Source organism: Vibrio sp. MM46 (assembly GCF_027587135.1).
In the GTDB taxonomy this organism is placed as follows: Bacteria; Pseudomonadota; Gammaproteobacteria; order Enterobacterales; family Vibrionaceae; genus Vibrio; species Vibrio harveyi.
Map to the genome: position 1 here is coordinate 202789 of NZ_JAPPTO010000004.1, position 14205 is coordinate 216993.

Genomic DNA, 14205 nt, shown 5'->3' on the forward strand with positions numbered 1-14205 from the left:
ATGCCTATTAACACAAACAAAAAACGCCTTTCACATTTATGAAAGGCGTTTTTGAGCGATGATTACGAGTTGTTATTTATAGTATTTCTGCTTCATTTTAAGCGCAACGTTCACCAGAGCAATCAATACGGGTACCTCGATAAGCGGACCAATTACACCTGCAAACGCTTGATCTGAGTTCAGACCGAATACTGCAATGGAAACTGCAATAGCAAGTTCGAAGTTGTTACCCGTTGCGGTGAAGGCAATTGATGCGTTCTTGTCGTAATCGATACCCATTTTCTTACCAACGAAGAAACTCACGAAGAACATCAATACGAAGTAGATTGCGAGCGGAATGGCCACTCGGAATACGTCCATTGGCAGTTCTAGAATCATTTCGCCTTTCAAGCTGAACATCAGCACGATCGTCGCCAGAAGGGCAATCAAAGTAATTGGTGAAATGCGCGGAATAAATACCTCGTTGTACCATTGTTCACCTTTTGCTGCGACCAGCCATTTACGGCTTAGGAAGCCTGCTAAAAATGGAATACCAAGGTAAATTAGCACGCTTTCAGCGATGTCCATCATTGAGATATCAACCACGAAACCTTCGTAACCAAAGACAGGTGGCAAGACAGTAATGAATAGCCATGCCATCACACTGTAAGTCACGATTTGGAATGCACTGTTCAACGCAACCAACGCTGCACCGTATTCTTTGTTACCGCCGCCAATGTCGTTCCACACCAATACCATCGCGATACAGCGAGCAAGACCGATAAGAATAATGCCGACCATGTACCCCGGATGATCACCTAGGAAAGTCAATGCAAGGATGAACATCAAAATAGGGCCGACAATCCAGTTCATGACCAAGGACAGCGTTATGGCTTTTTTGTCTTTAGTCACCGTGCCTAGTAGGTTGTAGTTCACTTTTGCGAGTGGTGGGTACATCATCAAAATCAAACCAATCGCTAACGGTACGTTTGTACTGCCAACAGACATTGACTCGTTCCATTCTGCAACTTGAGGGAATGCAGCGCCAATACCTACACCGATTGCCATTGCCACAAAAATCCAAACCGTTAGATAACGGTCCAAGAAGCTCATTTTGTCGCTGGCACTATTTAAAACTTGAGTAGTCATAGTGTTCTCTTATTCGTTCATCGTCGAAAGGCGATAGTTAAAGGTATAGTTTATCTTTGTGCGCCGTACCAGCACACAAAGACAATTAGTTAAATAGTTTGGAAAAATCTAGATTGAATTGATCAAACGCGTCGCGCTGAATGCGGTAGCAAACCTTAGGAGGGTTTGGCTCTGCACTGATAAAGCCAGCCTGCTTAAGAATGCGTAAATGCTCTGAAACGGTAGATTGTGCAAGACCAAGCTCAGAGACCAAATCACTGTTTAGGCAACCGCCCATGGTATCAAGCGTATGCAGAATATGAAGGATGCGCAAACGAGCGGGATGTGACAGCGCCTTAGCTTGAGCCGCTAACGCTTGTTCCTTCTCAAGTTGCTGCTGTGTGGTCTCAAAAGCTACGCCGCAAGTTGTGTTGCATTTATCACTCATTGACAAGCCTTAATAGTTAATCGTCGAATTACGATAAAGTGTACGCCTGCTCTATGTAAGATGCAACAATTCAATGGAAATTTAATCGGGAAATCACGATAAAGAAAAAGTTTAAGAAATATTTCCTTCAAAAACAGAGTTATATGAAAAATCTTAGTAGGTTACTAAAAGTTAACTAATTGCATTGTGGCTCTAGGTTACCATAATAAACCACATGAGGCGCACCACGGTTATCGCGTCATCTTGTGAACTTATTTAAAGGTAATCCCATGAGCAATGTACTGATCATCAATGCACACGAGCCATCTCCATACTCTGAAGGTCGTCTAAACGCTTCTCTTGTCGACAAAGCACAGACGCTTCTACAAGCAAAAGACCATGAGGTTCGCGTTGTGACAATGCAAGATGAAATCAACGTAGAGGAGCAACTCGCGCACTTTGAATGGGCTGATCGAGTGATCATCCAAAGCCCAATAAACTGGATGTCTGTGCCTTGGTCATTCAAAAAATACATGGATGACGTGTTTACTGCTGGCATGGGGGGCGCGCTATGTGCTTTCGATGGACGCAGTGCAGAGGACCCAAAGAAAAACTACGGTACGGGTGGTACTCAAACAAACAGCAAATACATGCTGTCACTGACATTCAATGCACCAAAAGAATCGTTTGATGATGAGAACGAATACTTATTCCAAGGTAAAAGTGTGGACGATTTAATGCTTCATATGCACGCTAACTTCCGCTTCTTTGATATGGGTGCACTACCGACTTTTGCTTGCTATGACGTAATGAAGAATGGCGACATTGAAAATGATTTTGCTCGTTTCGAAGCGCATATAAACGAAAACTTCTAATTATCCTAGAGTAATCGATGAATTAAGGTGGACTGCTGTATGCGGTCCATTTTTATTTGTTTGCGGCGAGGGAATGTTTTTATTACTCTAAAGCACGAAATGTAACTAACGTACTTTTCGTTACCTAGATTAGGTGCGTATCTTGAGGTGAATCGTGGAAAGTAGAATCAGTGTGGATAACAAAGGTCGCAAGTCTGTGGCGAATGTGTGCTCAGAGCCGTGTGCTATTGAAAAAGGGATGCGCTTAATTGGTGGCAAATGGAAAGGTTCTCTGATTTATCACTTGAAAGATGGTCCAGTTCGTTTCAATGATTTAGCACGAATGCTTGGCGGCGCCAGTAAGAAGATGATTGACCAACGTTTAAAAGAGTTGGAAGCCGAAGGCATGGTAGTACGCCAAGTTATCAGTGACCGCCCAATAGCAGTCAGTTACGAGCTGACCGAATTTGGGCGTACGGCACTTAAGATCCTTGATGATTTGCGAATTTGGTCTGAAACACACCAAATTGAGTTACGAAAGTAATAGCCGAATAGTGGTTTAGCACTACGAATTCACCGTTTAAGCCAATAAAAATACCAGCGTATTGCTGGCATTTTTTATGTCTGATTGTTGTCTAGCGAGAGGTGTTTAGTAATCTAACGTACCTCGGATAGGGTAGTTATTATCTGGATTACGGATCCAAGCTAAACCACGTGATAACGCCCCAAGTTCTGGTCGAACAAACGGGTTGTTTGAGATATCGACGACATGCAAGTTGCCATGTTCATTCACCACAAACAAACCGGGTTCTGCGAAATTGTGGTCGGTCTCTTGTTCTGAACGCGGTATGGAAATGTACAGACCCAACGTTTTCATTTGCTCTTCGGTGAGTCCGTAAGCAATAGGGAAGCTGATTTCGAGTTTCTCTAGGTGTCCTTCTAGCTGCTCTTTTGAATCGCCTGAAACTGCAAGAATATCAACACCCGCTTCCGAGAAAGCTTGTTTGTATCCCTCTAACTCGTTGAGGTATTTGGTACACAGAGGACAGTGCTTACCACGATAAACGAATACAGCTTGCCAAGTCGCATCACCTTGCGGCTGACCTAATGTCACGCTTGAACCATCTAGCAAAGTTGCTTGAAGAGAAGGGAAATTGTCGCCCGCTTTAAGTTTTACTGAAGTTGCCATATTGACTCCTGAATCGGTCATTATCCATGAACCTCCTTTCTCAATAGCAGCTATTGGGTTGGAGATTTAAGCTTCAATGTAGACCCTGTTTCGAAGCATTTCAACTAGTTAACTTTTAGTAACCTAGTCGGAAATGGCAAGAATAAAAGATGGGAAAAGAAAAAGCAGAACTTAAAGATACAACGAAGTGGGGGTGTGGTATCAGGAGCTAAGTTCTGCTTGGTGTTGTTCTTTCCGTTATGACCAATTAAACAATTCGATCATGTAAGTCAGAGCTAAAACTTCAAGTTTGTTTTCTGATTGCGCTACGCGCTTTTGGAAATAAGCTGCCATGGTAGGCAACGTTTCAGTCGATTGAGTTGTGCTTCTACATCGCATGACATTTCCTCCTTGTTGCTGATGGATTCAGTATGCAAAGAAAAGAGGAGCTGAAAAAGAGAGTAGATTTCTGGTGTTTATTCCTAATTAGGTGCGGGAAGTGCGCTAAATCACCAATTTTTATTATCAGGGGAGCAAAAAGAGGAACAAAGTGATGGGAAGTTTTCTTATTTTCTACGGATGAAGTTGAGTAAAATAAACTTATACCCACTTATTGAGGGCGCTCGGTGTCTGATCTCAACTTGTTTCGTTATTACCAACGGCTTACTCCACTTGGCATTGGTGGTGAAGTCAAAACCACATTGCAGGAAGTTGCTGACTTGCTGTTTACTTCTCCTCGCCATGCACGCAGCTTGCTGTCTCAAATGCAGGAGCAAGAATGGTTGAGTTGGCAACCAAAAGCAGGGCGAAATCAACGTTCGACGCTTCTGTTAAATATTGAGCTGAGCGCACTAAAGGAAGGTCTCGCACTGGAGCGGATCAAACGAGGGAAATATGAAAAAGCGCTAGCGATCCTTGATGAAGACGAGGCGGCATTTGGTCGACTACTCAAGACCACATCAGGTGCATCCGTTCAAGAAGGTCGACTCAATATTCAGCTCACTTATAAACGCATGTTTGAACGTATTGTCCCGCACCAATTGCACCGCAGCAGTGAACGCTTTTTCTTGCGCCAAATTTATTGCTGCTTGGTATCGAGTGACTACTACGGTGTGGTGAAGCCAGAGCTGGCACACCATTGGCGATATGATGAGAAAAGCTATGAGTGGACGTTTTATCTTCGTCCGGGGCTAACATTCCACAATGGCACACCGATAAATGCCGATACAGTCGTTAGTCTTTTTGCCAAACTCAGTTCACTCGAACTGTATGAAAAAGAACTTGCCCATGTGGCAAACATTACTGCGCCAAATCCTCTAAAAGTGGTCTTTACCCTTAGTAAGCCAGACTTGGGGTTTGCAGGGCTAATCTCTGGTGTGAAATATGGCATTCAACCAGTTAGCCAAGTCAACGTTGCCAACAACAACTTGGTCGTTGGTAGTGGTCCGTTCTCTGTGATTGAGCACAGTGCTCATCGGTTAAAGCTGCAGGCGTTCGATGGTTATTACGCATGTCGAGTACTGACCGACATGGTGACGATCTGGATCGTCAATGACGAGAAGATGGAAAACCCATCCTTAGCCGCAAATCCCCCTCAAAAGCAGGTGGAAAAAGTCAGAGATGAGCTTTCTGAGAGCATGTGTGGGCATTATATGTCGACCCAAGATGCAGAGTCTGCACCTGCAAGCCAACATAGTCGCACAGAGGATGGATGTTTGTTCGCTCTGTTTAATCAGCATGCTAGGCATCCGCTTTCTCAGAGTCAACGTCGCTATATTGCCGAGTTAATCCAACCGGAGCGACTTACGGAGGTCATGCGCAAAGAAAATATTGTGTTTGGAAGCGTGCCTGCTTACAACTTGCTACCGAACTGGAAGCCTGTATTACGTCCGTTTGGTGAAGAGAGCAAACTACCAAAAAACATCACCATTGCCGGCTATAACTATACGGCATTGCGTCGATGCGCGCGTGCAATCGCGAGTCGTTTAGAGGGAACGGGAAGTAAGGTTGATATCGTCATGTACACCTACCGAGAGTTAAGTGAAAAAGCTCGAAATGGTACCCTTGATGAGACGTTAGTGATCACCAATATCAACTTGGATGACAATCGCCACGCTTCGGCGTTTACTAACTTTTTCAGCAACGTCGTATTACATCACACCTTGGGAGAAGAGAATGCCGAATGGTTGAATGAGCAACTAGAGAATGTACGTGGCTATACGGCGTTAGAAGATTATCTCAAAGCGTTAGAGCCGATCGCCTCAACACTGGTCAGTGAGTATTGGATAGCGCCTATGTTCCATCATACGCAAACTTTACGCTTTCAAGGTGTTCTAGAAGACGTTGCCCTAACCAACTGGGGCTGGCCGGATATTCGCTCGGTGTGGTCGGCAGATTAAAGTAAAAAAATCCCACCAATGTGCTTCGCTCGACACTGGTGGGTATGGTCAAAAGTCTTGGTGATGGAGTGGACCATGAATATTAACGGTAACGGTCTGCTCGTCTTCGAAAAGCGTCATCGAAGTGGAGCGTGACAAGGTGGTTATTGCTGACCACTGACAAAATCAGCGCAAACCTAGGTTAGGAGCGTGCTTACTGGATAACAGAAAGCTGCTATCCAATAAGCTGTCAGTTCATTTCGCCAATCAGTTAAAGGCGCGAGCTAAGGTGCCCTGACCTTGGCAAACGTATTTCACTGAGTTGCTGCAGACGAATACCGATTCACCCGCTTTCAAAGTGATGTGATCGTCTTGGCTAGAAACCGAGATTTCCCCTTCAATACAAAATAAAATCTCTGCGCTACGCACGAATTGAGTCGTTGCAGTGTCTTCAACTGCCATCACTTCAAAACCGAAATCATCCACCGGAATTGGGTAACTAAGCTTGCCTTGTTTATGTACGGGCGCGAGCTTGATTTGTTCTGGGTCAATCGCGTTGAAGATGGTGTTGTCGATAAGCTCAGGAACGTCGATGTACTTCGGTGTTAAGCCAGCGCGCAGCACGTTGTCTGAGTTCGCCATGATCTCCAAACCTGTCCCTTGAACGTAGGCGTGTGGTGTTTCTGCATGGAGGAACATCGCTTCGCCCGGAGCCAGTTCAATCGTGTTCAACATCAATGGCGAAAACAGACCAATATCGTCCGCGTAATGCTGACGGAAGTCTTGAATATAGCCATAGGCTTCTCGTGCCATGGCGGTTTTCGCAGGGCGCTCTAGGCTCGCGTAAAGCTCATTCAAAGCCTGTTGTTTGCGCTCGCTCTCTAACGACATAATTGCTGAGAAGAACACTTTAAGGCCTTCACTGTTTGGTGTGGCTTTCAGTGCGTTGATTTCAGTCTCTAGAGCAGTGATGTTCGCTTGTTCAAACAGAGATAAGATCTGCTCAATTGGGCGGAAGCCGTTCATCGCTTTGTAAAATGTCAGCGCATAAACCAACTCCGGTTTATGGTTTGGATCTTTGTAGTTACGGTTTGCAGCATTAAGTGGAATGCCTTGTTCGTTTTCACGAGCAAAGCCCATTTCTGCTTTGTGCTTACTAGGGTGTACTTGAATAGACAGCGGTGTTTCAGCTGCCAGTACTTTGAATAGGAACGGCAGTTCACCAAAACGTGCTGCGGTGTAATCACCCAGCGATTGCGTTTTGTTTTGGTTGATGACTTCTGACAGCAGTTGTTTGGTGTCAGCAAGCTTTGAACAGCCGTTTGGATGAGCTCCCATCCAGATTTCTGCTTGTGGCTCGTTCGCTGGATTGTCGATGCCGAATAAATCATGAATCGAGGTGTGGCTGCCCCAAGCGTAGTTTTGAATCACATTGTCCAGTTTGAATAGAGCGTGTTGCATGGCGATATTCTCTTGATTGGAACGAAAGAAGAGGAGAGGCTTGCCCCACGATGAGAGCAAGCCTGAACTGCGTTGGACGGGTTATCTAGTTGATGACCTTATCCTGATAACCGGATTAGAACTTCACTTGGAAAGACTTAACCTGACACGGTTTCAGCGTGCCGAACGATGCTGCGTCTACCTCATTTGGTAGCACTTTCTCGTCTAGCTGTGTTTCTTTCCATGACGTTACTTCTGAAGCAAACGTCACTGTGTCCTTAATCACTTCGCTCTCTGATGGGTTGTAGACGCGCAGGATGAGTGCATCCTCGTCTTCCGCCTTCTTCAGTACGCTCAGTACCGCGCCTTCAAGCGATTTGTTTAGCAAGCTGTGCGTTAGCGGTAGGTTTTGCTCGCCTACGTTCAGCTTCATCGCGTTGTAAGGAATCTTGTTGTAGCACTGGATTGGAGTCACGTTGTCACGCGCCGCCGCCATTACGTTTGCTTCGATGTGGTTGCCCGCGAAACCAAACAGTGCGAACTCACAAACGATCTTGCCGCGTACTTGTGAATCTGGCGTCGGGATCTTGATACCAGATGGACGACCCGGACGAAGCAACAACTCTTCTTTACCCAATACGCCGATACCACGCAGAAGGGTTAGGGCGAATGTGTCACGCGCTTCATTGCCTTGGCTTGAAATTACTTCAAACTCACGCAGACCGTTGCTCATCAGCGCCATACCACCTTGTGCGTTCTCAACCGCGGCAAAGTTCATTAGCTGGTAAACCGGCACTGGTGCTTCTTTCCAGCCGTCTGCTTCCCAGTTCGCCATTTCTGGATCGTTCGTTGGACGAGTGATCAAACCGAACTGGTTGTCCGCTACCACGGTTTCAGACACAAACGGTGTTGGTACTAATACGCGAACTCGGTGGTCGTCAGCTTGGTTGTCCAGCTCCATGCGAACTTCAATACGGCGTGTACCTTGTTTTAGAACCACTTGGCAGTTCACGTTTAGGTAACCGTTTTGACCTGTGCGCTCTTCACGTTGTTGTAGGTTCTCAGGCAAGTTCATGCGCAGCTTGATGGTTGCCACAGATTGGAAGCCTTCGTGCTTCACATTCACTTCTGCATCGAATTCGTCAGAGTACAGTAGCCACTCTTTACGAGAAGGTGAGTAGTCGTATTCATCACCATCGTCAGAGCCGTCTTCAATGCGCAGCGCTTGTTCGTAAAGGTGCTCTGTCTCTTTGTCGAAGATGTTCAGAGTGCCGTTTGCGTTTACGTTGATGCGGTAGAATTCGTTCTCAAGAAGGAACTCTTTCTGCTCAGCCACTTTTTGCGTGCCTTTCTCATTCGCTTGAATGTGTAGGGTAGTGAAGCCCATCGCTGGCACAGTGTGCTTGATTTGAATGTCGTATTCGATGAACGGGTCGTAGTTACCGTAGTGAACGATTTGACGGTCAATCTTACCTGGGTCGATTACGCGTTGATCTTGGATGAAGTATTCAACTGGCGTGCCGTTTTCATCAAACAGGTTGAACTGTTCTGCACGGATAGTGATGGTGGTGTTTACCACTTCTTCACGAGCGTATGGCGATAGGTTGAATAGTGCTAGCTTGTCGCAACCTTCGCGTGCAGGCATGTGGTCAACAATCTTACGTTTGTAGAAGTTGATCAGGTTGGTCGCCATGTCGTCAGCAAGGATGTAACGGTTCAAGATCTCTGCGTGTACTTTGTCTGAACAGCAGCAGCCAATCGAGTCGTGAGCGTGGTTCTTCATGCTCTCTTTCCACATCTTCTCGATTAGACCGTGGTGGTATTCGAAACCTAGTGTCCATGCGATAGACGCTAGTGGCTCAAGAATGTTTACGATCTTGTTTTCTACTTCTGCGTGGATCAGTTTGATGTCCATACGCGTTGAAGAAATAGTACGGTGAACACGCATGTATTTACCGTCGTTGAACTCGCCTTTGATGGTATCAAGCTGATCGCGCTCGGCCTCAATACGCTCGAACACTTCTTCAAAGCGGCTCATTTTGAATTCTTTGTCTGGGTAGATTTCACGTAGCTTATCCATCACCTCGAAGATGTCTTTTTGGATAGGCATTTGGTCATGACCGTTTGGTAGCAGGATGTCTTTGGTTACCGACGGCTTTTCTAGCACTGGGAAGTATTTATCTAGACGTGCGCGCAGACCTTCTTCGTCTTGCGGTAGGTATTTACCAATCGCGTAGCCCAGTGGCAGTACTTGCGCAGAGACTTCGCTGCCATCGTTTGATTGCCACAAGAATTCGGTTTTATCTGTGCCGTGACGCTCTGAACAACCACGCCAGAACATCGCGCGATTGATGCCAAAACCGTTGTAGATAGCTGGCAGCTGAGCGCTCATAGAGAATGAATCTGGTAGGTAACCAATCTTCATTGGCTCGCCTAGCGCTAGACAGTCGCGCAATCCGTAAAGCATGTTACGTACGATAGATTCGCCAGATACTTGCATCGTATCTGTTTGAGAGTACCAAGGACCAACAATCAGCTTGCCTGCTTGTACTAGCTCACGTACGCGCTCTTTATTTTCTGGCTTGATTGCGAAGTAATCTTCCAGAACTGCGGTTTGACCGTCTAGAACGTAGTATTTGTAGTCTGGATCGTTTTCCAGACGAGTCATGATTTCTTCCATGTTGTTCACTAGCAGAATGCGAGACTCTTCTGTAGTGAAGTACCATTCACGATCCCAGTGCATGTGAGGAGTAATATGAACGCGAGATGTAGTCATAACTTTTACCGTCTTAGGCAATAATTGCCGTTAATTTGTTTTAAATTTGATTGTTTTCTATTCGTTTTTGCGGCGTTTATGTTTGCCGACGAATATTTAGGGCGCAGAAATCCCACGCCCAAAGTTTGTGTTGAGCGAATCTATGAGTGATTCGAATTAATGTTGAGCAGCAGCCTCAGTGACAAATTTGCCCTTTTTTACTGCGTGTGCTCGCCACATGATGAGAGTGATGGTCGAGATAGTTGCACCAATCAGCGCAGCGCCAAACCAGATTGCCGCAGCAGTGAATGCGCCCAGACCTGCATCGTGTAGTAGGAAGATTGAGAAGATACCAGCCCCCGGAGTCGATAGACCTACGCCAGCAGCACCCACCATTGCGCCTGTTACGACAGAGCCAAGTAGGAATGAGCCAATAACGCGGATTGGGTCTTCGATAGCCATCGGAATCGCACCTTCAGTGATGCCCGCTAGACCAAGCAACCACGTTGATTTACCTGTCTCGATTTCGAAATCTTTGAACAGGCGAGGTGCAAGCATGGTTGAAGCCGTTACCGTGAACGCAGAGACCATTTTCACCGAACCGAAGATAGCGTATGGGCCGTAAACGCCGTTCGCCATTGCACCCAGACAGAATGCGTAAGCGGCTTTGTTTACTGGACCACCAAGATCGAACGATACGAATAAACCAATTACTGCGCCTAGAAGTAGGGCGTTGGTGCCAGACATGCCGTTTAGCCAGTCCGTCAAACCTTGGTTTAGCCAAGCAACAGGTTTACCGATAACGAACAGCATCAATGAACCAGCAACCAAAGTACCGATAACCGGGTATAGGTAGAAGGTTAGGAAGCCGTTGAACGCAGGGTTTAGACGTACGTTTTCTTTTACCCAACGCATGACGTAACCAGCAATCAAACCGCCGACAACACCACCAAGGAAGCCAGAGCCGATAAGGTTCGCGGCGATACCTGCGGCAAAGCCTGGACCAAGCGCTGGTTTATCTGCCAATGAGTAAGCGGTGTATGCCGCCAGTACAGGAACCATCAATGTACCCAGTAGACCACCACCTAGCTTGCGGTACATCCACAGCCAAGAGCCTTCTTCTGCATACAAATCTTGTAGGTTGAACATTTGTGCCAATAGCACGGCAACAGCAAGTACGGTACCGCCAGCGACGATAAGAGGAACGGCGTAAGAGATACCTGATAGCAGTGCTTGTTTCAGTTCAGTCTTAAGCGGTAGCTTCTTCGGTTTGTCATTGGTTGCAACCGCAGCGCCTGCGCTTCGACCTGCTTTACCTGCTTCAATCGCTTCGTTAAGAATGCGCTCAGAGTGTTTGATTGGCTCAGCAACTGGCACTTCTACACGAGGAATGCCTTCAAAACGTTCAAGTTCTTTGATCGCCACTTCTGCCGCAAAAACGACCGCTGTTGCACTATTTAGCTGTTCGGCAGTCAGACGATCTTCAATACCGTTCGCACCTTGCTTTTCAACATGTACGTTGTAACCCAGCTTCTTACCTGTCTTCTCTAGGTATTCTGCTGCCATGTAGGTGTGGGCAATACCCGCAGGGCAAGCCGTCACACAAACGATGGTTGGTGCATTTGTATCTAATTGGTCTTGTTTTTCTTCTTGCTCTGTTTGACCATCAAGCAAAGCGAAAATTTGTTCTACATTTGTAGCATTTAGCACTGCCTCACGAACATCGTCATCCACTAGGGTTGTGGTCAGTTCGGTCAACAGGTGCATGTGTGTTGAACCTGCTTCCGCATTTGGAATTGCGATTAAGAAGATCAGGTTTACGTCTTCGTCTTCATCCAGACCTTGCCACTTTAAGTCTTGCTTTAGTGTGGCTACGGCAAATGCCGCCTCTTTTACTGCATCTGTCTTACCGTGCGGTACTGCTAAGCCTTCGCCTAGCGCCGTCGGACCTTGCTCTTCGCGAGCAAACACTGCTTGTAGGTATTCTTCCTTGTTATGCAGTTTGCCTTCCTGGTTTAGCTGGTCGGCAAGTGCACGAATCGCTGCGTCACGACTTTCAAACGTCGTTTGTAGGTTTATCAGCGATGGGTTTGTAAGAGAGGTTAATTTCATAACTTTTGTCCCATTGTCACATTCGACATTGTTGTGCATTCAACAATGATGTGAATAATACCTTTTAAATACAAATGATCCGTGATCAGGATCGCAGTTGAATTAAAATATGTATCATTATTGTATTGTTTTGGCTTGTTTTTGTATGCCGATATGCGAACAAGTGCTTGTCATGTTGACCTGAATTCGTATTATAGAGTCTATAAACCAAGTCTTTCTTGCAATGATAGTTCACTCTGGTGTGTTCGGTTCTTGAGTTGTCTCAAACAAGCTCACTTGAACGATCATTTGTATTGTTTTTATAGAGGTAAACATGGCAAGACTGCCAATGTATCGCCAGATTGCGGATGCAATTCGTGAAAAGATCAGCGATGGCGAATACGAAGTAGGAACCGCTCTTCCTACCGAAGCCCAGTTACGCGAGGAATTCTCTTGTAGCCGAGTCACGGTTCGCCAAGCGTTAAAATTGCTGATTGAAAATGGTGAACTGGAAAGCGTGCAGGGTAGCGGTACCTATGTGAAAGAGAACAAGGTTAACTACGATATTTACCAGCAGACCAGCTTTGCAGAGAAGTGGGCGCATTTAAATGCGGTGACGCACAGTGACGTGGTTGCGTTCGAGATCACCAAAGCATCGTTAACTATGGCTGAAGCTCTGAACATTAATGAGAATGACAAAATCTTTTACGTGAAGCGTGTTCGTTATCTTGATGACAACCCAATTACAGTAGAAGAAACCTGGCTACCAACAGAGATGTTCCCTGATCTCACCTACCAAGTGATGCAAGGCTCTAAGTATCACTTTATCGAGAAAGAGAAGGGCATGGTGATTGATCGCAGCGAACAAGAAATCATCCCGGTATTGCCGCCGCAAGACATTGCAGACTTGTTAGACATCGACCCAGCACAACCGATCATTGAGAAGCGCACACGTGGTTTCTTACAAGGTGATGTGGTGTTTGAATACAGCCGCAACTATTTTAAATCGACCGACTATAAGTTTACGCTGGTGGCGAAACGTCATAAGTCGTAAGTGCGATACAACTCACTTCTTCTCAAACCCGCCACTCGGCGGGTTTTCGGTATCTGCTATTCACTATCTACTTGCTATTCATTATTTGCTGAAACTAAGCAACGTTTCGATTTCTTTTCGCAAACAAGTGTGATGATTGTCCCTGTTCGAAACGTGTTGGCACCGAATCAGTGGAAAATGAAGTTTGAATTTAATCACGATAAATAGTGAGTCAAGACTCGTAATGTGATCAAGGTATGTTATTGGTAAATTTTAGAAATGTTTGGATTAGTGCGTGGGTTCAAACTATGCCTATTGACATGTTGCTTAAAGAAAATTTGTTGCTAATTTTCTTTGTCTATTTTTGAACTACGTTGATTAAAACAAATTGACAGCTATTTAATTGTGATTTGTTGCACAAAAGGAGCGTGGTTGCGTGGTTTAGCTACTCTTATTGATAATTAACCCATCGAAACCGAACTGTTGATAGGGTTTAAAAATGCTGTATGAATTAATCGACCACGAACTAGTAGATGTTATTAATGACCGCGCTTACCAATGGCAAGACGCAGTTAAAAAGACAACGCAATACCTAGAAGACAAAGGTTACGTTTCTCAGCAATACGCGGATGCCATCATCCAATCGACCGAAGAAAATGGTCCTTACTATGTGTTGTGCCCAGGACTGGCAATGCCACATGCTCGTCCAGAAACCGGTGTGCTAAAAACGGGCTTGGGCATTCATATCTTCCCTTCACCAGTTGATTTTGGTTCGGACCTTGGTCCTGCCAATATTCTTATTACCCTAGCTGCAAAAGACTCTGATACCCACATTGAGGTGATTCAAGCGTTAAGCGAGATGTTTGTGGACGAAGAGAACATTGCAAAGCTGGCACAAGCCTCATCTAAGGAGCAAGTGCTAGACATAATAAAAGCATACTAAAAAGGAATA

General features: G+C 45.6%; 12 protein-coding genes. 5 read left to right on the forward strand and 7 right to left on the reverse strand.

The window, feature by feature from the left end; genetic code table 11:
* Positions 1–72: 72 nt before the first annotated feature.
* Positions 73–1128: an ACR3 family arsenite efflux transporter gene (gene arsB / locus OH459_RS06485; protein ID WP_005425129.1), complete on the reverse strand. Its 1056-nt coding sequence runs from the start codon at positions 1126–1128 to the stop codon at positions 73–75.
* 85 nt (positions 1129–1213) lie between these two features.
* Positions 1214–1555, reverse strand: a complete 342-nt coding sequence (locus OH459_RS06490; protein WP_005452482.1) for an ArsR/SmtB family transcription factor — start codon at positions 1553–1555, stop codon at positions 1214–1216.
* A 269-nt stretch (positions 1556–1824) separates the two neighbouring features.
* On the opposite strand from OH459_RS06490, the gene OH459_RS06495 reads away from it, so the two are divergent.
* Both OH459_RS06495 and OH459_RS06500 read left to right on the forward strand, forming a co-directional pair.
* Positions 1825–2409, forward strand: a complete 585-nt coding sequence (locus OH459_RS06495) for an NAD(P)H-dependent oxidoreductase (protein WP_269986096.1) — start codon at positions 1825–1827, stop codon at positions 2407–2409.
* 154 nt (positions 2410–2563) lie between these two features.
* Complete coding sequence (locus OH459_RS06500) at positions 2564–2932, forward strand: winged helix-turn-helix transcriptional regulator (protein WP_017190783.1); 369 nt, start codon at positions 2564–2566, stop codon at positions 2930–2932.
* Positions 2933–3037: 105 nt separating this feature from the next.
* On the opposite strand, the gene OH459_RS06505 is transcribed toward OH459_RS06500, so the two are convergent.
* Together OH459_RS06505 and OH459_RS06510 are read right to left on the reverse strand one after the other, a co-directional pair.
* Entirely contained in the window at positions 3038–3577 is a 540-nt protein-coding gene (locus OH459_RS06505) for a redoxin domain-containing protein (protein ID WP_009696401.1), read from the reverse strand.
* 237 nt (positions 3578–3814) lie between these two features.
* Positions 3815–3955: a hypothetical protein gene (locus OH459_RS06510; RefSeq protein ID WP_009696400.1), complete on the reverse strand. Its 141-nt coding sequence runs from the start codon at positions 3953–3955 to the stop codon at positions 3815–3817.
* Positions 3956–4182: 227 nt separating this feature from the next.
* Here OH459_RS06510 and OH459_RS06515 point away from each other — a divergent pair, with 227 nt between their 5' ends.
* Positions 4183–5955, forward strand: a complete 1773-nt coding sequence (locus OH459_RS06515) for an SgrR family transcriptional regulator (protein WP_038899181.1) — start codon at positions 4183–4185, stop codon at positions 5953–5955.
* A 246-nt stretch (positions 5956–6201) separates the two neighbouring features.
* Here the strand turns inward: OH459_RS06515 and manA are convergent, their stop codons facing one another.
* The 3 genes from manA to mngA form a co-directional block, all read right to left on the reverse strand.
* Positions 6202–7395: a mannose-6-phosphate isomerase, class I gene (gene manA, locus OH459_RS06520; protein WP_269986097.1), complete on the reverse strand. Its 1194-nt coding sequence runs from the start codon at positions 7393–7395 to the stop codon at positions 6202–6204.
* Positions 7396–7510: 115 nt separating this feature from the next.
* Positions 7511–10150 carry a mannosylglycerate hydrolase gene (mngB, locus tag OH459_RS06525; RefSeq protein WP_269986099.1) on the reverse strand — a complete coding sequence of 880 codons (2640 nt, stop codon included), beginning with the start codon at positions 10148–10150 and terminating at the stop codon, positions 7511–7513.
* A gap of 156 nt (positions 10151–10306) precedes the next feature.
* Positions 10307–12241, reverse strand: coding sequence for a PTS 2-O-a-mannosyl-D-glycerate transporter subunit IIABC (gene mngA / locus OH459_RS06530; protein WP_050922461.1), 1935 nt, complete (start codon positions 12239–12241; stop codon positions 10307–10309).
* Between the two features lie 313 nt (positions 12242–12554).
* Between mngA and OH459_RS06535 the strand changes: the two genes are divergently transcribed.
* Together OH459_RS06535 and OH459_RS06540 are read left to right on the forward strand one after the other, a co-directional pair.
* Positions 12555–13274, forward strand: coding sequence for a GntR family transcriptional regulator (locus OH459_RS06535; protein WP_045486686.1), 720 nt, complete (start codon positions 12555–12557; stop codon positions 13272–13274).
* Between the two features lie 478 nt (positions 13275–13752).
* A complete protein-coding gene (locus tag OH459_RS06540) occupies positions 13753–14196 on the forward strand; it encodes a PTS sugar transporter subunit IIA (RefSeq protein ID WP_005425097.1) in 444 nt (147 codons plus the stop codon).
* Positions 14197–14205: the final 9 nt, after the last annotated feature.

What these genes read in the sequence shown, in the direction of transcription:
- arsB (WP_005425129.1), bottom strand. Translation starts at nt 1,128, where the DNA reads ATGACTACTCAAGTTTTAAATAGTGCCAGCGACAAAATGAGCTTCTTG.
- OH459_RS06490 (WP_005452482.1), bottom strand. Translation starts at nt 1,555, where the DNA reads ATGAGTGATAAATGCAACACAACTTGCGGCGTAGCTTTTGAGACCACA.
- OH459_RS06495 (WP_269986096.1), top strand. Translation starts at nt 1,825, where the DNA reads ATGAGCAATGTACTGATCATCAATGCACACGAGCCATCTCCATACTCT.
- OH459_RS06505 (WP_009696401.1), bottom strand. Translation starts at nt 3,577, where the DNA reads ATGGCAACTTCAGTAAAACTTAAAGCGGGCGACAATTTCCCTTCTCTT.
- OH459_RS06510 (WP_009696400.1), bottom strand. Translation starts at nt 3,955, where the DNA reads ATGCGATGTAGAAGCACAACTCAATCGACTGAAACGTTGCCTACCATG.
- manA (WP_269986097.1), bottom strand. Translation starts at nt 7,395, where the DNA reads ATGCAACACGCTCTATTCAAACTGGACAATGTGATTCAAAACTACGCT.
- mngB (WP_269986099.1), bottom strand. Translation starts at nt 10,150, where the DNA reads ATGACTACATCTCGCGTTCATATTACTCCTCACATGCACTGGGATCGT.
- mngA (WP_050922461.1), bottom strand. Translation starts at nt 12,241, where the DNA reads ATGAAATTAACCTCTCTTACAAACCCATCGCTGATAAACCTACAAACG.
- OH459_RS06535 (WP_045486686.1), top strand. Translation starts at nt 12,555, where the DNA reads ATGGCAAGACTGCCAATGTATCGCCAGATTGCGGATGCAATTCGTGAA.
- OH459_RS06540 (WP_005425097.1), top strand. Translation starts at nt 13,753, where the DNA reads ATGCTGTATGAATTAATCGACCACGAACTAGTAGATGTTATTAATGAC.